The following is a 15,869-nucleotide window of genomic DNA, read 5'->3' as shown; positions in this document are numbered from 1 at the left end:
CTTTTCTTTACGAGTTCATCATAGTCTTATATTTACTCATAAACAATGATTTAAAAACTACTTTAAACCTAGTTGACAAAGAGAAGCACTTACATTTTATGAATTTGTGAATACCATTTACAAAATAGAGGAAAAGAAAAACCCCTATGAAACCATAGGGGCTTTGTGATTAGAATAATCCGATGATTGCCATTGGGGCATTGTCACCTTTACGGTTATAAGTTTTGATAACTCTAGTATAACCACCGTTCTTACCTTTGAACTTAGGTGCAACATCATCAAATAGAACCTGTACAGCTGTCTTTCCAGTTGCTGGATCTACTACATTCTGAAGAATAGCAGCAGCCTGTCTTCTTGCATGAAGATCTCCTCTAATACCAAGAGTGATTAATTTATCAACGACTTTACGTACTTCTTTAGCACGAGTAGCAGTTGTTTCAATCTTACCATGCATGATGACATCAGTAGCTAAGTTACGTAACATAGCTTTTCTATGACTAGATACACGGCCTAATTTTCTATTGTTTGCCATTAGTGTACTCCTTCCACAAACTTAGTCCATTGGTTTAAAACCAAGACCTAATTCATTTAATTTTTCTTTAACTTCTTTTAAAGACTTCTTACCAAGGTTACGAACCTTAATCATATCGTCTTCAGTCTTAGAAGCTAATTCTTGAACAGTCTGAATTCCTGCTCTCTTTAAGCAGTTGTATGAACGTACAGAAAGGTCAAGTTCTTCAATAGTCATATCAAGAACCTTGTTACCTGTATCTTGCTGTACTTCACTCATAACGTCCATATTCATTGCCTGATCAGTTAATTCAACGAACATATTTAAATGTTCAACTAATACTTTTGCAGCAATTGCAAGAACTTCATGAGGTTTAATTGAACCATCAGTTGTAATCTCCATAGTTAACTGATCATACTTTGCTGACTGACCAACACGAGTTGGTTCAACTAAATATGCTACATTAACAACAGGAGAGAAGATAGAATCAGTAGGAATTACGTCAACACTGTTAACGAACTTCTTATTCTGATCTGCACTCATGTAACCTCTATCTTTATGAGCATACATTTCCATATAGAAATGCTGACCTTCAGCAACATGAGCAATTACTAAATCATTAGAAATCATCTTAACTTCAGAAGGACATTGAATGTCTGCACCAGTTACAGTAGCTGGACCAGTGACATCAATAACCATTGTTACATCTTCATCAGAATCTAATTCAAATACTAATTTCTTAATATTTAAGATGATAGCTGTAACATCTTCTAAGACACCATCAACTGCTGAGAATTCATGAATAGCGCCATTGATTTTTACTGCAAATACTGCAGCACCTGGCATAGATGATAATAATACTCTTCTTAAAGAGTTACCTAAAGTAGTACCAAAACCTCTTTCTAAAGGTTCGATGATAAACTTACCATAATTTTCATCTTCATTGTATGTATCAACAGTGAAATTTGCTTTTTCAAACTTTTGCATTGTTTCCCTCCTCTTTGAGATATTTATTTTATATAAATGTAATATAAATCAAATTATCCACGAGGACGTTTTGGTGGACGACATCCATTATGTGGGATTGGAGTAACGTCAGTGATTGCAGTTACTTCTAAACCAGCAGCTGAAAGAGCTCTAACAGCAGCTTCACGTCCTGGACCAGGACCTTTTACACATACTTCAACAGATTTCATACCATGATCCATAGATGCCTTTGCAGCAGCTTCAGCAGCCATCTGAGCAGCATATGGAGTAGATTTTCTTGAACCTTTGAATCCAAGAGCACCAGCGCTTGACCAGCTAATAACGTTACCGTGTTCATCAGCAACTGTTACGATTGTATTGTTGAATGTTGAATGAACATGAGCAATACCTTTTGCTATATTCTTCTTTACACGTTTTTTACCACGTACAACTTGTTTTGCCATTTGTTCTGCCTCCTACTACTTCTTCTTTCCAGCAATTGGAGTAGCTTTACCTTTACGCGTTCTAGCGTTAGTCTTAGTTCTCTGTCCACGTACTGGAAGTCCTTTACGATGGCGAAGCCCTCTGTAGCAACCAATTTCCATTAATCTCTTAATGTTTAACTGAGTTTCTCTACGAAGGTCACCTTCAGTTTTAATATGTTCAACTTCTTTACGAATTTTTGTTTCTTCTTCTTCTGTAAGATCCTTTACTCTAACATCTTCAGAAACGCCAGCAGCTGCTAAGATTTTCTTAGCTGTTGTTGGACCAATACCATAGATATAAGTTAAAGAAACTACCACACGCTTATCGCGTGGGATATCAATACCAGCTATACGAGCCATTGTCTATTGTTCCTCCTAAAAATAATTAACCTTGTCTCTGTTTATGCTTTGGGTTTTCACAGATTACCATTACTCTACCCTTACGCTTGATTACTCTGCACTTGTCGCAGATTGGTTTTACAGATGGTCTTACTTTCATCTTGTGTCTGCCTCCTTTGGGAAGATCTATTTGTGTCTAAATGTGATTCGCCCACGTGTTAAATCATATGGAGAAATTTCTACTGTTACTTTGTCCCCTGGTAAAATGCGAATGTAATTCATACGGATTTTACCAGAAACGTGAGCTAAAATAACTACTCCATTATCCAGCTGGACTTTAAACATTGCGTTTGGTAATGTTTCTACGACCGTTGCCTGGACTTCAATTACGTCATCTTTCTTCTTTGCCAAAATCGATCAACTCCTTATGTACCTTTGTCATGATTTCATAGCCATCTTCAGTGATAGCTACAGTATGTTCATAATGTGCAGCTAATGAATGGTCTGCAGTCTTAACTGTCCAGTTATCATCCATTACTTTAACCTCGGCTTTGCCTAAGTGCGCCATAGGTTCAACTGCAATACACATACCTTTTCTTAATTTTGGTCCTCTGCCTGGTTCACCCCAGTTAGGAATGCTAGGATCTTCATGAACCTCTGTGCCAATGCCATGTCCTGTATAGTCTCTAGGCGTTGAGCAGCCATGACTTTCAAGGTAAGTCTGAACAGCATGTGAAATATCAGAAACTCTGTTACCTGGTTTAACTTGTTCTAAACCAGCATAAAGCGACTGTTCACATACTTCCATAAGATGTTTTGCCTGCGGAGATACATTGCCAATCGCAAATGTCCACGCAGAGTCCCCATGATATCCTTTCCAGCATGCACCTACATCTACAGAGATAATATCTCCATCTTTAAGTACATAACCATTGGGAATGCCATGAACAACAACATCATTTACAGACGTGCAAACAGCACCAGGAAAATTATAAAGATTTAAGAAAGATGGTGTACAACCATTCTTTCTTATAATCTTTTCACAGAAATCAGATACCTGTTCTGTTGTTAAACCCGGTTTAAGCCATTTAGCGAGTTCCTGATGAACTAAACCTACAACATGACCAGCATGTCTCATTAGGTCAATTTCACGTTCATCCTTGATTGTAATCATTATTTGGCCTCCAGATTTTTCTTGATATCTGCATAAACAGCATCCATAGACTGGTCGCCATTAACGTTAGTTAATTCGCCCTTCATTGTATAATAGTCAATAAGTGGTCTAGTCTGCTTTTCATAAGTATCAAGTCTAACCTGTACAGCTTCTTCGCTCTCATCAGGACGCTGATAGAGTTCTCCACCACACTTGTCGCATACGCCTTCAGTTTTTGGTGGATTGAAAACGACATGATAAGTGGTTCCACAATCCTTACAAGTTCTACGACCTGAAAGTCTCTTGATTAACTTTTCAGATGGCACATCAATATTGATGACAGCATCAATATCAAAGCCAAATTCTTTCGCGATACTTTCTAGTTCTCTAGCCTGAATGATAGTTCTTGGGAAACCATCAAGAATAAAACCGTTCTTAAAAGAATCAATATTTTCCTTTAAGAATTCCCTTACCATTTCAACTGTGTATTCATCTGGAACAAGATGCCCAAATTGAATAAAATAACTAGCAATTACCCCGAACTTTGTTTTTTCCTTTAAAGCTTTTCTAAAAAGGTCACCAGTTGAGATCTGGTACAAGCCGTACTCCTCCACTAATTTTTTAGCCTGAGTCCCTTTGCCTGCCCCAGGAGGGCCCATAAGAATAATATTCAAATTCTATTCCTCCTTCTAATTGCTACTTTCTTATATAACCATGATATTCTCTTCTTGTCAACATACTTTTTATTGCTCTTACAGTTTCTAACGCAACACCAGTTACGATAATCAATCCTGTACCCCCTAGAGACAATGCATTATTTGATGTCATCTTCCAGATTTCTGGAGCGATGATTGGAATAGATGCAATGATTGCTAGGAATAAAGATCCTACCACAGTTACACGATTTAAGACAGTTCCAATATATTTCTTTGTATCATCACCAGTACGAACACCAGGAATTGCGCCACCACTCTTCTTTAAATCTTCACTGATCTTCTTAGCGTCGATCTGTAAATTAGAATAGAAGAATGTGAATAGAATAATCATAACAATATAGAGAACGAATCCTATAGGTTTCTGATAATTCAAGATATTGTCAATCATCTGAGTTGTAGAAGTAGACTTCATGAAACTGATGATTGTTCTTGGTGCTGCTAAAACTGATGCAGCAAAGATAACTGGAATAACTGAAGAACTATTAATCTTAATTGGAAGATTAGTAGATTCTTTAGTATGCATGACTGTCTGTGTATTTGTTGCATAGATAATAGGAATTTTTCTTATTGCTCCTTCTTCAAATACAACAAACACGACAATGGCTAAATATACGATAACAAATAAGATGTACCAAGCTAAGCTTGTTGCAGTCTTATAAGCACTTCCGAATGTAACCATTGATTTAAAAGACGAGATAAAACTATTTGGAAGGTTAGCGACGATACCAGTGAAGATCAATAGTGAAGTACCATTACCTACACCTTTAATAGTAATCTGATCACCTAACCACATTGTGAACATAGAACCTGCAGCCATAACTATAACTACATAAACATATGTCCAAATAGAACTACTCGCTAGAATACTATAACCCTTATCGAATGCATATGTCAATGACCCACCTTGAATTATTGCTAATGCAAGCGTTAACACACGAGTTACTTTATCCTTTTTCTTTTTACCTGTATTACCTTCTTTATTCCACTGAGCTAAAGCTGGGATAACATCCATAGATAATAACTCAATAATAATAGAAGATGTAATATAAGGAGAAACCCCCAAAGAAAATAATGAGAATTTCTCCAATGTTCCTCCACCAAGCATATTCATAATTCCGAAGATTCCTGAAGAGGTAGCGGCGCTTGTGATTGCACTTGTATCAATATAAGGAATCACAATGCCTGCTCCTAAACGGAATACGAATAGTATACCTAGTGTAAAGACGACCTTACGACGCAATTCACCTTTTTTAAATACTTCTTTAAAAAAGTTTAGCATCTTAGATCACCTCAGTTTTTCCACCTGCAGCTTCAATTGCCTTTACAGCTGATTTTGAGAATTTGCTAGCCTTTACTGTTAAAGCAACATTTAATTCGCCTCTGCCTAAGACTTTTAAACCGTCTAATGCTTTCTTAACTAGCTTAGCTTCCATAACTGCTTCTAAATCTACAACAGCACCATTTTCGAACTTATTTAAGTCTTCAACGTTGATGATTGCATATTCCTTAGCATTATGATTAGTGAAGCCACGCTTTGGTAAGCGCATGAATAATGGAGTCTGTCCACCTTCAAATCCTGGTTTCTTACCTCCACCAGATCTAGCGCCCTGACCTTTCTGACCTCTACCAGATGTCTTACCATTACCAGAGCTTGTACCACGACCTACACGATTTCTGTTACGACGTGCGCCGTCATTGTATTTGAGTTCATGTAATTTCATTGTTTACACCTCCTACTTGTCTTCAACTTTTACTAGGTGTCTTACTGCGTTGATCATGCCTTTGATTGTTTCTGTTTCATACTTTTCAACAGAAGCATGCATTTTGTTTAATCCTAACGCTTTAAGAGTAGCCTTCTGGTTTTCTTTACCACCAATAGGGCTTTTTACAAGCGTAATCACAACTTTTTTATTTTCTGCCATTTTTACGCTCCTCCTATCCATAAATCTTTTCGACTGTGATGTCTCTTAATTCTGCTACCTGTTCAGCAGTCTTTAATGATGCTAAACCTTCGATTGTTGCTCTTACCATGTTAATTGGAGTTCTTGATCCAAGTGACTTAGATAAGATATCAGAGTAACCTGCTAATTCAACTACTGCACGGACAGGTCCACCAGCGATGATACCAGTACCTTTTGCAGCTGGTCTTAAGAATACTGAACCAGATTTGAAGTTACCTGTAATTTCATGAGGGATTGTACCATTAATTGATGGAACAGTGATAAGGTTTCTCTTAGCAGCTTCTTCAGCTTTTCTAATTGCATCAGGTACTTCGTTAGCTTTACCTGTACCGAAACCAACACGACCCTTTCTATCACCAATTACTACTAAAGCAGCGAAACGCATTTTACGTCCACCCTTAACAACTTTAGTAACACGGTTGATAGTAACAACTCTAGTTTCGAATTCCTTAGGAGCTCTCTGTCTTCTGTTGTTTTTTCTATTTCTTCTAGGGTTATTGCCTCTTCTAGAGTTTTCTCTAGAATTTTCTCTAGGTTTACGTTCTTCCATTATTTGACCTCCCTCTTAGAATTTTAATCCAGCTTCTCTTGCAGCTTCTGCAAGTGCCTTTACTCTACCATGATAGATATATCCACCACGGTCGAATACTACTACATCAATATTTTTAGCAAGTGCTCTCTTAGCGATTTCTGCACCAACAGCAGCAGCTGCTTCAATGTTTGAACCATTTTCTAACTTCATGTCTACAGAAGATGCTGATACAAGAGTTACACCCTTAGTGTCATCGATGATCTGTGCATGAATATGAGAGTTTGAACGGAACACATTAAGACGTGGTCTTTCTGGAGTTCCAGAAATCTTATTACGAACTCTAGCATGACGTCTTAAACGGATAACGTTACGTGATTCATTCTTTGCCATGATTCGATTTTCCTCCTTAGTTTATAACTACTTCTTACCAGCAGTTTTACCTTCTTTTCTGATGATATGTTCATCAGAATATTTAATACCTTTACCCTTATAAGGTTCAGGCTTCTTCCAAGCTCTGATTACTGAAGCGACATGTCCAACTCTTTCTTTAGAGATACCAGATACTGTGATTTCAGTAGCTGATGGACATTCAACTTTCACACCTTCTTCGATTTCAACTTCTACTGGGTGTGAATAACCAATATTCATTACTAATTTATTACCCTGCATCTGAGCTCTATAACCGATACCAACGATTTCAAGTTTCTTAGAGAAACCATCTTTAACGCCTTCGATCATGTTTGCAAGTAAAGCTCTAGTTGTACCATGTAACTGCTTGTTTGATTTTTCTTCACTGTGTCTCTTACATTCAATTTCATTACCATTAACTTCAATAGTAATTAAGTTAGAGAACTGTCTAGTAAGAGTTCCCTTAGGACCTGTAACAGTGACAGTGTTATCAGCAGCAACGTCTACGTTTACACCTTCAGGTACGATAATAATCTTTTTACCAATACGAGACATTGTTTGACCTCCTAAATAATTTTATTACCAGATATAAGCTAATACTTCTCCACCGATATTCTTAGCTCTTGCTTCTTTATCAGTCATAAGTCCTTGAGAAGTAGATAATACTACGATACCTAAACCATTTAATACTTTAGGAATTTCGTTTACTTTAGCATACTGACGTAAACCTGGTTTAGAAACTCTCTTTAAACCAGTGATAACTCTTTCGTTACCTTTATATTTTAATGTAATAACAATATTCTTATGATTTCCTTCTTCATTTACTACGAAGTCAGTAACAAAACCTTCATTCTTTAAGATGTTTGCTAAATCATTCTTTAGGTTTGAGTAAGGGATAGAAACAGTTTCATGTTTCTGCTGATTCGCATTACGAATTCTAGTTAACATATCTGCAATTGGATCTGTTGTAACCATTTATATGTCCTCCTTCCGTATGTGACTTATAAATTACCAGCTTGCCTTCTTAACACCAGGAATTTCACCTTTATAAGCTAATTCTCTGAAGCAAATACGGCATAACTTGAATTTTCTAATAACTGAATGTGGGCGTCCACAACGTTCGCATCTAGTATATTCACGAACTTTGTATTTCTGAGGACGTTGCTGTTTAACTTTCATTGATGTTTTTGCCATAATTCTGTCCTCCTAATTATTTAGCAAAAGGCATGCCAAGTTCTGTTAATAAAGCGCGACCTTCTTCGTCAGTCTTTGCTGTAGTAACAAATACGATATCCATACCTCTTAACTTTGCAACCTTATCGAAATCAATTTCAGGGAAGATTAACTGTTCTTTAACACCTAAAGTGTAGTTACCTCTTCCATCAAATGAATTCTTAGGTACTCCTCTGAAGTCTCTTACACGAGGAAGTGAAATACTTACTAACTTATCTAAGAATTCATACATTCTTTCACCACGTAAAGTGACTTTACATCCGATAGCCTGACCTTCACGTACCTTGAAACCAGCGATTGATTTCTTAGCAGTAGTAACGATTGGCTTCTGACCTGAGATTAATGTCAATTCTTCTACAGCTTCTTCTAAGAATTTAGAATTGTTGACTGCATCACCAACACCGATATTAATAACGATCTTTTCCATTTTAGGAATCTGCATTGTAGATTCATAACCGAACTTCTTCATTAAGTTCTTTGTGATTTCGTTTGTATAACGTTCCTGTAAACGGTTCATGTATTATCCTCCTTCCCCTTATTTCTTCTTATTTTCGATTACAGCACCTGTTTTCTTATTAACACGTACTTTTTTACCATCTTCAATTTTGTAGCCAAGTTTAACGATTTCCTTAGCTTTTGTATCATAGTAAGCAACATTAGAAGCATCGATTGGAGCTTCTACAGTAATGATTCCGCCTTCAGGATCTGCCTGAGAAGGTTTAACATGCTTTGTTACCTTCTTAACACCTTCAACGACAACTCTATTACCTTTAATTGCAAGAATTTCGCCAGTCTTGCCTTTTTCGCTGCCTGCAATGACCTGTACTGTATCACCTACACGTAATTTCATATCTTTCGTTCCTCCTATAATACTTCAGGAGCTAATGATACGATTTTCATGAAATCAGCATCTCTTAACTCTCTAGCGACTGGGCCAAAGATACGTGTACCCTTAGGTGTATTGTCATCTTTAATGATTACGCATGCGTTATCATCGAAACGGATTACTGAACCGTTTTCACGCTGTACACCGTATCTTGTTCTAACGATAACAGCTTTAACGACTTCACCCTTCTTTACAGTTCCGCCTGGAGCCGCTTGCTTTACAGTAGCAACAACGATATCACCGATGCTACTTGTCTTTCTATTTGAACCACCAAGGTTTCTGATAACTAAAACTTCTTTAGCGCCTGTATTGTCAGCAACTTTTAATCTACTTTCGTTCTGGATCATAGTAGTGACCTCCTTTCAGACTGTATTAGATAATTTCTGCTTTCTTTACGATTTCTACTAAACGGAAACGCTTTGTTGCAGATAATGGTCTTGTTGCCATAATCTTTACTGTATCTCCAACACGTGCTTCATTATTTTCATCATGTGCATGGAATTTCTTTGATGAATTCATACGCTTTCCGTATAATTTATGCTTTACATGTGTTTCAACAAGTACAGTTATAGTTTTGTCCATCTTAGTAGAGATGACTGTGCCAGTATAGACTTTTCTGTTATTTCTTTCCATAATCTCTCTCCTACTTTTCAAGTTCTCTTTCTCTAATAACTGTTTTGATCTTTGCGATTGATTTTCTTACTTCTTTGATACGAGCAGTATTTTCAAGCTGACCAGTTGCCTGCTGAAATCTTAAACTAAATAACTCTTTTTTGAATTCTTCTACTTTCACAAGTAGATCTTTTGTTTCAATACTTCTAATATCTTGTACTTTCATGAGTTACTCACCTCTTCCAATAATCTTGCATCTGACAGGTAACTTATGAGAAGCAAGTCTTAATGCTTCACGAGCAGTTGCTTCATCAATCTGACCAACTTCGAACATTACGCGGCCTTTCTTAACTACAGCTACCCACTGTTCTGGAGCACCTTTACCTGAACCCATACGTACTTCCAAAGGCTTCTTAGTCTTTGCTAAGTGTGGGAAGATTCTAATCCAAACCTTACCACCACGGTTCATATGACGGTTGATTGCGATACGGGCTGCTTCAATCTGTCTTGAAGTGATCCAAGCACCATCAAGAGCTACTAAACCGTAGTCACCGAAAGCAACTGTCTTACCGCCCTTAGCCTTACCTTCATATTTAACTCTATGAGGTCTTCTATATTTTGTTCTCTTAGGCATCAACATGATTATTTATCCCCTTTCTTCTTTGCAGGAAGAATTTCTCCCTTACAAATCCAGACTTTAACTCCTAGCTTACCATAAGTAGTAGCAGCTTCTGCAGTGGCATAATCAATGTCAGCTCTGATTGTATGTAGTGGAACTACACCTTCAGAATATCCTTCACTTCTAGCGATATCAGCACCGCCTAAACGACCTGAAACTGAAGTCTTAATACCTTTAGCACCGTTTCTCATTGCATTCTGAATAGCTCTCTTCTGAACTGTTCTGAATGAAGCACGGTTTTCAAGCTGTTCTGCGATTCTATCAGCTACTAACTGAGCGTTAGTATCAGCATTCTTAATTTCTACTACGTTGATAAATACTTTCTTATCACTGATAAGACCCATTAATTCTTTTCTTAAAGCATCAATGGCTTCTCCGTCTTTACCAATCACTACACCAGGTCTTGATGTGTGAACAAAGATATTGACGCGTTTCTTTGATCTTTCAATATCGATCTTTGCTACGTATGCTCTCTTTAACTTAGCCATTAAGAATTCACGGATCTTAACGTCTTCTAATAAGTAATTAGCAAAGTCTTTCTTATCAGCATACCATCTTGAACTCCAATCACGGTTAACACCAACACGGAATCCAACTGGACTTACTTTCTGACCCATTGTTCGTCCTCCTATCTTTCTTCAACCACACAAGTGATGTGGCATGTTCTCTTTAAAATTTGAGTTCCAGAACCTTTAGCTCTTGCGCGGAATCTCTTTAATGTTGGACCTTCGTCAACATAAATCTTCTTAATATATAACTTATCTTCGTCTGCACCTTCATTATTAACAGCGTTAGCCTTAGCAGAGTTAACAACCTTGATAATAGCAGGAGTAGCACTCTTGTTTGTGAATTCAAGAATTCCGAGTGCTTCCTTAACTGACTTACCACGGACTAAGTCAACGACTAATCTAGCTTTCTGAGGTGATACACGAATAGTTTTTGCTGTTGCTCTTGCTTCCATGTTCAAATCCTCCTATTTATTAAGCAGCCTTATCATTGGCTGTGTGGCCTTTGAATGTTCTAGTTGGAGCAAATTCTCCTAACTTATGACCAACCATATCTTCTGTTACATAAACTGGAATATGTTCTTTACCATTGTATACTGCGAAAGTATGCTCAATAAACTGAGGGAAAATAGTAGAACGTCTTGACCAAGTTTTGATAACTTCTTTTTTACCAGCAGCATTTAATGCTTCAACCTTTTTCATCAAATGTTCATCGACGAAAGGTCCCTTTTTTAAACTTCTTGCCATGATTACTTATCCTCCTTCTTATTTAGCATTACGACGACGTACGATCAATCTGTTAGAATGTTTCTTGCTGTTTCTAGTCTTAACACCAAGAGCTTTCTTACCCCAAGGAGTAAGTGGAGCTTTACGACCGATTGAAGTTTTACCTTCACCACCACCATGTGGATGGTCATTAGGGTTCATTACAGAACCACGAACAGTAGGTCTAACACCTTTCCATCTCATACGTCCAGCTTTACCGTAATTAACAAGACCATGGTCTTCGTTACCTACAGCACCAACTGTAGCACGGCACTTCTTTAAGAATTTTCTTACTTCACCAGACTGAAGTCTAACAATTACATATTTTTCTTCAGAACCAAGGATCTGAGCTGAAACACCAGCAGAACGAGCTAACTGTCCGCCCTTACCAGGATGCATTTCAATATTGTGGATAGTTGTACCTTCAGGCATGTTACCCATTTCCATACAGTTACCAACTTTAACGTCAGTAGTTTCACCAGAAACAACTACAGTTCCTACTTCTAGTCCCTTAGGAGCTAGGATATATCTCTTTTCACCATCAGCGTAATTGATTAAAGCGATGTTTGCAGATCTGTTTGGATCATATTCGATAGTAGCAACCTTACCAGGTACTCCATCCTTATTACGCTTAAAATCAATAACTCTGTATTTTCTCTTATGTCCACCACCATGATGTCTAGTAGTGATCTGACCCATATTGTTACGGCCACCTTTTTTCTTATAAGGAGCAAGTAATGACTTCTCTGGAGTAGAAGTAGTGATTTCTTCTTTAGTCAAAGCAGTCATGTTTCTACGACCGTTACTTGTAGGCTTATATGCTTTAATTGGCATGTTTAATCCTCCTATTTAAATATCTGAAATGGAGTGCATTTCAATAGTTTATATTAATTATTCTTCTTCACCGAATAAATTGATGCTGTTACCTTCTGCTAAAGTTACGATTGCTTTCTTTCTTCTAGCAGTCTTACCAACATAACGACCAACTCTCTTAGTCTTAGCTCTAACGTTGATTGTGTTTACGCTAGTAACCTTAACATTGAACATAGCTTCTACAGCCTGTTTGATTTCAGTCTTGTTTGATGATAAAGCAACATCGAAAGTATATTTGTTTTCTTCCTGCATTAACTTCATAGTCTTTTCAGTTAAAACAGGTTTTCTTAGTACGTCAGTAATGTGAGCCATTATTTTAGTACCTCCTCAACTGCCTTGATAGCTTTTTCAGTCATCATAAGCTTTGTGCAATCCATAACGTCATAAACGTTTACGTTTCTAGCTTCGATAACTTTAACACCAGGAACGTTTCTAGCAGATAATACTAAGTTTTCTTCTAATGTATCAACAACGATTAATGTCTTTCTTGGGTTTTCGAAGTTACCTAAGAAATTAACAACATTCTTAGTCTTGATTGTATCAAAAGCAAGATTATCTAAAGCAACTAATTCCTGATCGATTACTTTCTGTGATAATACAGATCTTAATGCAAGATTCTTAACTTTCTTGTTAATCTTGAAGTCATAGCTTCTTGGAGTAGGACCAAAGACAATTCCTCCACCGCGCCACTGTGGTGCACGGATAGAACCCTGTCTAGCACGTCCTGTACCCTTCTGTCTCCAAGGTTTCTTTCCACCGCCTGAAACTTCGTGACGATTCTTCACCTTGTGAGTACCCTGTCTTAATGAAGCTCTCTGTAGTAAGACTACATCAAAGATTGCCTGGTTATTTGGTTCGATTCCGAATACGTTTTCGTTAAGTTCTAAATCGTTTAATTTTTCACCATTCTGATTAAATAATGCAATATTCAACATTAGTTTTTCCTCCTTCCACTTCATTATTCTGCAACTGCTTCACTAGCATAATTTACTAATTCAGCAGCTTCGTTTGTTTTTCCGTTTGCCTTGATACCAGACTTAACGACTACTAAGCCTTTCTTAGGACCAGGTACTGATCCGCTAACTAGTAATACGTTCTTTTCTGCATCAACTGCAACAATTTCAAGATTCTGAACTGTTCTTGTGTTTCCACCCATCTGACCTGGAAGATTCTTACCAGGAGCAATTCTGTTTGGAGCGATTGGACCCATAGAACCTACGATTCTGTGAGCTCCAGAACCATGTCCCTTTGGACCGATGTGCTGTCCGTGTCTCTTGATAACACCCTGATAGCCTTTACCTTTACTTGTACCTGTTACGTCAACTACTTCACCAGCTACAAAGCTATCAACAGATACTGTCTGTCCAACTTCATAACTCATCATTTCGTCAAAACGAAATTCTTTAATGAAGCGCTTAGGAGCTGTGTTTGCTTTAGCAACCACACCTTTTTCTGGCTTGTTTGCAAGCTTTTCTCTCTTGTCTTCGAAACCAACCTGGATTGCGTTGTATCCATCAGTTTCAACAGTCTTCTTCTGAAGAACTACGTTTGGAGTTGCTTCGATAACTGTAACTGGGATTAACTTACCATCAGTTGTGAAAACTTGAGTCATTCCGATCTTACGACCTAAGATTCCTTTCATGAGTTACACCTTTTACCTTTCTTATAACTTAATTTCAATATCTACACCACTTGGTACTTCTAATCTAGTTAAAACATCAACTGTTTCTGGTGTAGGGTTCACTACGTCGATTAAACGTTTGTGAGTTCTGATTTCGAACTGTTCACGAGAATCCTTATACTTGTGAACTGCTCTTAAGATCGTATAAATTTCCTTTTCTGTAGGTAATGGTACAGGACCAACTACCTGAGCACCAGACTTCTTAGCTGCAGCTACGATCTTTTCTGCAGATGCGTCTAGGATCTTGTGATCAAAAGACTTAAGTCTGATTCTGATTTTGTTGTTTGCCATGATTATTCCTCCTTGTCTATTCGTTAGACAACGCTCAATGCGAATTCCCTGAGCACTCTTCCGTTCATGACAACGGCTGTCAGCGTTTCAGCAACCTCGCACATCTTCGCGTTTCACAACGGTCATATAATACCGTAATAAAACAGAGAAATCAACCCCTTTTTACACTTTTTTTAGGTTTTTTTAATAAATTTTTCATTGGTTTATTCAATGCTTTTTGAATAATGAATGTAAGCGCAAACATTCAGAAAACAATATAAAAATAGTTTATTTTCTTTTTAAAAGGTCATTTTTTTACATATCTGAATCTATATCAAATAAGATTGTATACAATAATATAGTGCTCAGGGTATAAGAAAACACACCTATGAAGGTGTGTTCTATACTTTATGCCTTTTAATTTTCTTTATAGCCTTACCAACAGTATATCCTGTACATAAGATAATAACCACAATACAGATTGCGACAATATATTCATTGATCTTAATTGCATCACCATTGAGCTTAGCACCATCAAGTGCATCAGAAATACGATGTCCTCGTACAACTAAACGCTGTGTATTGATTCCATAGGGTGTACATGTAAATAATGTACATAAATCTTTTCCTTCTTCTATTTCAAATAAACTATAGTCATCCGGTTCTATAGTTGCGATATGGTCTACTTTATATGTTAATACACGATCATAGACATGAAGATAGAAGATATCCCCTTTTACTAGTTCATCTAGTTCTGTAAAGAGTTTGGCACTTGGAAGACCTCTATGGCTTGATAAGACACAATGTGTTGATTTACCTCCAACAGGTAAGCTAGACCCTTCTAGATGCCCTACACCTACCTGTAGGACAGATTCATTCACTGTATGATGAATAGAGAGCTTACAGCTAATCTTTGGAATAACAATATAACCCATCATTCCTAAACCATCCGCATCCAATAAGCTATTGTATGTAGCTAATTGTTCCTCTGTAGGAGTAAAACGTGCATCATTTAATACCAAGGTCTTATTGTAAGCAACAGCCGCATCTATTGCTGCCTGTTTTTGTTTTTGTGTCATCTTCTTCATTTTATCAGAATAGTTTGCGACTACTTTTGATTGATATAATGAATTCCAACACTCACTTACTGTTGGGTAAAGTAATAAGGAGAGTCCTGTAATAAAAATGAGTACTGCGATAATTGTAGATATATGTTTTCTCATCTTTACAATCCTCTGCCACTCAAAATGTGATTAAATATACTCACATCGAGATAATGTAAGTTCTCACGAA

31 protein-coding genes are annotated in these 15,869 nt (G+C 37.2%); all 31 read right to left on the bottom strand.

What is annotated here, in order from left to right; genetic code table 11:
• Window positions 1–169: 169 nt before the first annotated feature.
• The 31 genes from rplQ to DW269_RS00780 all read right to left on the bottom strand — a co-directional run bounded on the left by rplQ (window position 170) and on the right by DW269_RS00780 (window position 15,799).
• Window positions 170–532 (bottom strand): 50S ribosomal protein L17, encoded by a 363-nt coding sequence (gene rplQ, locus DW269_RS00930; RefSeq protein WP_006505650.1) that lies wholly within the window; start codon window positions 530–532, stop codon window positions 170–172.
• Between the two features lie 21 nt (window positions 533–553).
• Window positions 554–1,498 carry a DNA-directed RNA polymerase subunit alpha gene (locus DW269_RS00925; protein ID WP_022425040.1) on the bottom strand — a complete coding sequence of 315 codons (945 nt, stop codon included), beginning with the start codon at window positions 1,496–1,498 and terminating at the stop codon, window positions 554–556.
• Window positions 1,499–1,551: 53 nt separating this feature from the next.
• A complete protein-coding gene (gene rpsK / locus DW269_RS00920; RefSeq protein WP_006505648.1) occupies window positions 1,552–1,941 on the bottom strand; it encodes a 30S ribosomal protein S11 in 390 nt (129 codons plus the stop codon).
• A 15-nt stretch (window positions 1,942–1,956) separates the two neighbouring features.
• On the bottom strand, window positions 1,957–2,322 hold the full coding sequence (gene rpsM, locus DW269_RS00915) for a 30S ribosomal protein S13 (RefSeq protein ID WP_022425041.1): 366 nt from the start codon (window positions 2,320–2,322) through the stop codon (window positions 1,957–1,959).
• Window positions 2,323–2,347: 25 nt separating this feature from the next.
• Window positions 2,348–2,461 carry a 50S ribosomal protein L36 gene (rpmJ, locus tag DW269_RS00910; protein WP_006505646.1) on the bottom strand — a complete coding sequence of 38 codons (114 nt, stop codon included), beginning with the start codon at window positions 2,459–2,461 and terminating at the stop codon, window positions 2,348–2,350.
• Between the two features lie 26 nt (window positions 2,462–2,487).
• The gene (infA, locus tag DW269_RS00905) at window positions 2,488–2,712 is read right to left on the bottom strand and encodes a translation initiation factor IF-1 (RefSeq protein WP_006505645.1); all 225 of its coding nucleotides are present in this window, start codon (window positions 2,710–2,712) and stop codon (window positions 2,488–2,490) included.
• On the bottom strand, window positions 2,693–3,475 hold the full coding sequence (map, locus tag DW269_RS00900; protein WP_022425042.1) for a type I methionyl aminopeptidase: 783 nt from the start codon (window positions 3,473–3,475) through the stop codon (window positions 2,693–2,695). Before map ends, infA begins: the two co-directional genes overlap by 20 nt.
• The gene (locus DW269_RS00895) at window positions 3,475–4,128 is read right to left on the bottom strand and encodes an adenylate kinase (RefSeq protein ID WP_022425043.1); all 654 of its coding nucleotides are present in this window, start codon (window positions 4,126–4,128) and stop codon (window positions 3,475–3,477) included. The genes map and DW269_RS00895 overlap by 1 nt, the downstream gene beginning before the upstream one ends.
• Before the next feature lie 22 nt (window positions 4,129–4,150).
• Window positions 4,151–5,449, bottom strand: coding sequence for a preprotein translocase subunit SecY (secY, locus tag DW269_RS00890; protein WP_117458137.1), 1,299 nt, complete (start codon window positions 5,447–5,449; stop codon window positions 4,151–4,153).
• Between the two features lies 1 nt (window position 5,450).
• Window positions 5,451–5,891 carry a 50S ribosomal protein L15 gene (gene rplO, locus DW269_RS00885; RefSeq protein ID WP_006505641.1) on the bottom strand — a complete coding sequence of 147 codons (441 nt, stop codon included), beginning with the start codon at window positions 5,889–5,891 and terminating at the stop codon, window positions 5,451–5,453.
• Between the two features lie 12 nt (window positions 5,892–5,903).
• Window positions 5,904–6,092 (bottom strand): 50S ribosomal protein L30, encoded by a 189-nt coding sequence (rpmD, locus tag DW269_RS00880; RefSeq protein ID WP_022425045.1) that lies wholly within the window; start codon window positions 6,090–6,092, stop codon window positions 5,904–5,906.
• 13 nt (window positions 6,093–6,105) lie between these two features.
• Window positions 6,106–6,681 carry a 30S ribosomal protein S5 gene (rpsE, locus tag DW269_RS00875; RefSeq protein ID WP_117458136.1) on the bottom strand — a complete coding sequence of 192 codons (576 nt, stop codon included), beginning with the start codon at window positions 6,679–6,681 and terminating at the stop codon, window positions 6,106–6,108.
• Window positions 6,682–6,696: 15 nt separating this feature from the next.
• A complete protein-coding gene (gene rplR / locus DW269_RS00870; protein ID WP_022425047.1) occupies window positions 6,697–7,053 on the bottom strand; it encodes a 50S ribosomal protein L18 in 357 nt (118 codons plus the stop codon).
• A gap of 27 nt (window positions 7,054–7,080) precedes the next feature.
• A complete protein-coding gene (gene rplF / locus DW269_RS00865; protein ID WP_117458135.1) occupies window positions 7,081–7,626 on the bottom strand; it encodes a 50S ribosomal protein L6 in 546 nt (181 codons plus the stop codon).
• 24 nt (window positions 7,627–7,650) lie between these two features.
• Complete coding sequence (rpsH, locus tag DW269_RS00860; RefSeq protein WP_006505636.1) at window positions 7,651–8,046, bottom strand: 30S ribosomal protein S8; 396 nt, start codon at window positions 8,044–8,046, stop codon at window positions 7,651–7,653.
• A gap of 33 nt (window positions 8,047–8,079) precedes the next feature.
• Window positions 8,080–8,265: a type Z 30S ribosomal protein S14 gene (locus DW269_RS00855; protein WP_003536834.1), complete on the bottom strand. Its 186-nt coding sequence runs from the start codon at window positions 8,263–8,265 to the stop codon at window positions 8,080–8,082.
• Between the two features lie 16 nt (window positions 8,266–8,281).
• Window positions 8,282–8,821, bottom strand: coding sequence for a 50S ribosomal protein L5 (gene rplE, locus DW269_RS00850; RefSeq protein ID WP_006505635.1), 540 nt, complete (start codon window positions 8,819–8,821; stop codon window positions 8,282–8,284).
• A gap of 18 nt (window positions 8,822–8,839) precedes the next feature.
• The gene (gene rplX, locus DW269_RS00845; RefSeq protein WP_117458134.1) at window positions 8,840–9,154 is read right to left on the bottom strand and encodes a 50S ribosomal protein L24; all 315 of its coding nucleotides are present in this window, start codon (window positions 9,152–9,154) and stop codon (window positions 8,840–8,842) included.
• A 14-nt stretch (window positions 9,155–9,168) separates the two neighbouring features.
• Window positions 9,169–9,537, bottom strand: coding sequence for a 50S ribosomal protein L14 (rplN, locus tag DW269_RS00840; protein WP_006505633.1), 369 nt, complete (start codon window positions 9,535–9,537; stop codon window positions 9,169–9,171).
• Window positions 9,538–9,562: 25 nt separating this feature from the next.
• A complete protein-coding gene (rpsQ, locus tag DW269_RS00835; RefSeq protein ID WP_187012199.1) occupies window positions 9,563–9,826 on the bottom strand; it encodes a 30S ribosomal protein S17 in 264 nt (87 codons plus the stop codon).
• A gap of 7 nt (window positions 9,827–9,833) precedes the next feature.
• Window positions 9,834–10,028, bottom strand: a complete 195-nt coding sequence (gene rpmC, locus DW269_RS00830) for a 50S ribosomal protein L29 (protein WP_006505631.1) — start codon at window positions 10,026–10,028, stop codon at window positions 9,834–9,836.
• 3 nt (window positions 10,029–10,031) lie between these two features.
• Window positions 10,032–10,442 carry a 50S ribosomal protein L16 gene (rplP, locus tag DW269_RS00825; RefSeq protein WP_117458133.1) on the bottom strand — a complete coding sequence of 137 codons (411 nt, stop codon included), beginning with the start codon at window positions 10,440–10,442 and terminating at the stop codon, window positions 10,032–10,034.
• Between the two features lie 2 nt (window positions 10,443–10,444).
• Window positions 10,445–11,098 carry a 30S ribosomal protein S3 gene (rpsC, locus tag DW269_RS00820; RefSeq protein ID WP_117458132.1) on the bottom strand — a complete coding sequence of 218 codons (654 nt, stop codon included), beginning with the start codon at window positions 11,096–11,098 and terminating at the stop codon, window positions 10,445–10,447.
• A gap of 11 nt (window positions 11,099–11,109) precedes the next feature.
• Complete coding sequence (gene rplV / locus DW269_RS00815; protein WP_006505628.1) at window positions 11,110–11,442, bottom strand: 50S ribosomal protein L22; 333 nt, start codon at window positions 11,440–11,442, stop codon at window positions 11,110–11,112.
• Window positions 11,443–11,461: 19 nt separating this feature from the next.
• Window positions 11,462–11,734 (bottom strand): 30S ribosomal protein S19, encoded by a 273-nt coding sequence (gene rpsS / locus DW269_RS00810; RefSeq protein ID WP_006505627.1) that lies wholly within the window; start codon window positions 11,732–11,734, stop codon window positions 11,462–11,464.
• 18 nt (window positions 11,735–11,752) lie between these two features.
• Window positions 11,753–12,586 carry a 50S ribosomal protein L2 gene (gene rplB, locus DW269_RS00805; protein WP_117458131.1) on the bottom strand — a complete coding sequence of 278 codons (834 nt, stop codon included), beginning with the start codon at window positions 12,584–12,586 and terminating at the stop codon, window positions 11,753–11,755.
• A 57-nt stretch (window positions 12,587–12,643) separates the two neighbouring features.
• On the bottom strand, window positions 12,644–12,937 hold the full coding sequence (gene rplW, locus DW269_RS00800; protein WP_006505625.1) for a 50S ribosomal protein L23: 294 nt from the start codon (window positions 12,935–12,937) through the stop codon (window positions 12,644–12,646).
• Window positions 12,937–13,560, bottom strand: a complete 624-nt coding sequence (gene rplD, locus DW269_RS00795) for a 50S ribosomal protein L4 (RefSeq protein ID WP_117458130.1) — start codon at window positions 13,558–13,560, stop codon at window positions 12,937–12,939. Before rplD ends, rplW begins: the two co-directional genes overlap by 1 nt.
• Window positions 13,561–13,583: 23 nt before the next feature.
• The gene (gene rplC / locus DW269_RS00790; protein ID WP_117458129.1) at window positions 13,584–14,267 is read right to left on the bottom strand and encodes a 50S ribosomal protein L3; all 684 of its coding nucleotides are present in this window, start codon (window positions 14,265–14,267) and stop codon (window positions 13,584–13,586) included.
• A 21-nt stretch (window positions 14,268–14,288) separates the two neighbouring features.
• The gene (rpsJ, locus tag DW269_RS00785) at window positions 14,289–14,597 is read right to left on the bottom strand and encodes a 30S ribosomal protein S10 (RefSeq protein WP_006505622.1); all 309 of its coding nucleotides are present in this window, start codon (window positions 14,595–14,597) and stop codon (window positions 14,289–14,291) included.
• A 380-nt stretch (window positions 14,598–14,977) separates the two neighbouring features.
• Window positions 14,978–15,799 (bottom strand): class C sortase, encoded by an 822-nt coding sequence (locus DW269_RS00780; protein WP_117458128.1) that lies wholly within the window; start codon window positions 15,797–15,799, stop codon window positions 14,978–14,980.
• Window positions 15,800–15,869 lie beyond the last annotated feature (70 nt).

Source organism: Catenibacterium sp. AM22-6LB (assembly GCF_003435615.1).
Lineage (GTDB): Bacteria > Bacillota_I > Bacilli_A > Erysipelotrichales > Coprobacillaceae > Catenibacterium > Catenibacterium mitsuoka_A.
Note: the sequence above shows the minus strand (reverse complement) of the source record. Positions and strands in the feature narration are given on the sequence as shown.

Bases quoted from the DNA above. Each gene is read 5' to 3' on its own strand.
- rplR (WP_022425047.1), bottom strand. From the start codon at position 7,053: ATGGCAAAGAATGAATCACGTAACGTTATCCGTTTAAGACGTCATGCT.
- rpmJ (WP_006505646.1), bottom strand. From the start codon at position 2,461: ATGAAAGTAAGACCATCTGTAAAACCAATCTGCGACAAGTGCAGAGTA.
- secY (WP_117458137.1), bottom strand. From the start codon at position 5,449: ATGCTAAACTTTTTTAAAGAAGTATTTAAAAAAGGTGAATTGCGTCGT.
- rplB (WP_117458131.1), bottom strand. From the start codon at position 12,586: ATGCCAATTAAAGCATATAAGCCTACAAGTAACGGTCGTAGAAACATG.
- rpsS (WP_006505627.1), bottom strand. From the start codon at position 11,734: ATGGCAAGAAGTTTAAAAAAGGGACCTTTCGTCGATGAACATTTGATG.
- rpsM (WP_022425041.1), bottom strand. From the start codon at position 2,322: ATGGCTCGTATAGCTGGTATTGATATCCCACGCGATAAGCGTGTGGTA.
- rpsC (WP_117458132.1), bottom strand. From the start codon at position 11,098: ATGGGTCAGAAAGTAAGTCCAGTTGGATTCCGTGTTGGTGTTAACCGT.
- rpsJ (WP_006505622.1), bottom strand. From the start codon at position 14,597: ATGGCAAACAACAAAATCAGAATCAGACTTAAGTCTTTTGATCACAAG.
- rplF (WP_117458135.1), bottom strand. From the start codon at position 7,626: ATGTCTCGTATTGGTAAAAAGATTATTATCGTACCTGAAGGTGTAAAC.
- rpmD (WP_022425045.1), bottom strand. From the start codon at position 6,092: ATGGCAGAAAATAAAAAAGTTGTGATTACGCTTGTAAAAAGCCCTATT.
- rplD (WP_117458130.1), bottom strand. From the start codon at position 13,560: ATGTTGAATATTGCATTATTTAATCAGAATGGTGAAAAATTAAACGAT.
- DW269_RS00925 (WP_022425040.1), bottom strand. From the start codon at position 1,498: ATGCAAAAGTTTGAAAAAGCAAATTTCACTGTTGATACATACAATGAA.
- rplX (WP_117458134.1), bottom strand. From the start codon at position 9,154: ATGAAATTACGTGTAGGTGATACAGTACAGGTCATTGCAGGCAGCGAA.
- DW269_RS00780 (WP_117458128.1), bottom strand. From the start codon at position 15,799: ATGAGAAAACATATATCTACAATTATCGCAGTACTCATTTTTATTACA.
- rplP (WP_117458133.1), bottom strand. From the start codon at position 10,442: ATGTTGATGCCTAAGAGAACAAAATATAGAAGACCTCATAGAGTTAAA.
- rplC (WP_117458129.1), bottom strand. From the start codon at position 14,267: ATGAAAGGAATCTTAGGTCGTAAGATCGGAATGACTCAAGTTTTCACA.
- rpmC (WP_006505631.1), bottom strand. From the start codon at position 10,028: ATGAAAGTACAAGATATTAGAAGTATTGAAACAAAAGATCTACTTGTG.
- map (WP_022425042.1), bottom strand. From the start codon at position 3,475: ATGATTACAATCAAGGATGAACGTGAAATTGACCTAATGAGACATGCT.
- rplE (WP_006505635.1), bottom strand. From the start codon at position 8,821: ATGAACCGTTTACAGGAACGTTATACAAACGAAATCACAAAGAACTTA.
- rpsH (WP_006505636.1), bottom strand. From the start codon at position 8,046: ATGGTTACAACAGATCCAATTGCAGATATGTTAACTAGAATTCGTAAT.
- rplV (WP_006505628.1), bottom strand. From the start codon at position 11,442: ATGGAAGCAAGAGCAACAGCAAAAACTATTCGTGTATCACCTCAGAAA.
- rpsE (WP_117458136.1), bottom strand. From the start codon at position 6,681: ATGGAAGAACGTAAACCTAGAGAAAATTCTAGAGAAAACTCTAGAAGA.
- rplO (WP_006505641.1), bottom strand. From the start codon at position 5,891: ATGAAATTACATGAACTCAAATACAATGACGGCGCACGTCGTAACAGA.
- rplN (WP_006505633.1), bottom strand. From the start codon at position 9,537: ATGATCCAGAACGAAAGTAGATTAAAAGTTGCTGACAATACAGGCGCT.
- rplQ (WP_006505650.1), bottom strand. From the start codon at position 532: ATGGCAAACAATAGAAAATTAGGCCGTGTATCTAGTCATAGAAAAGCT.
- rplW (WP_006505625.1), bottom strand. From the start codon at position 12,937: ATGGCTCACATTACTGACGTACTAAGAAAACCTGTTTTAACTGAAAAG.
- DW269_RS00855 (WP_003536834.1), bottom strand. From the start codon at position 8,265: ATGGCAAAAACATCAATGAAAGTTAAACAGCAACGTCCTCAGAAATAC.
- rpsK (WP_006505648.1), bottom strand. From the start codon at position 1,941: ATGGCAAAACAAGTTGTACGTGGTAAAAAACGTGTAAAGAAGAATATA.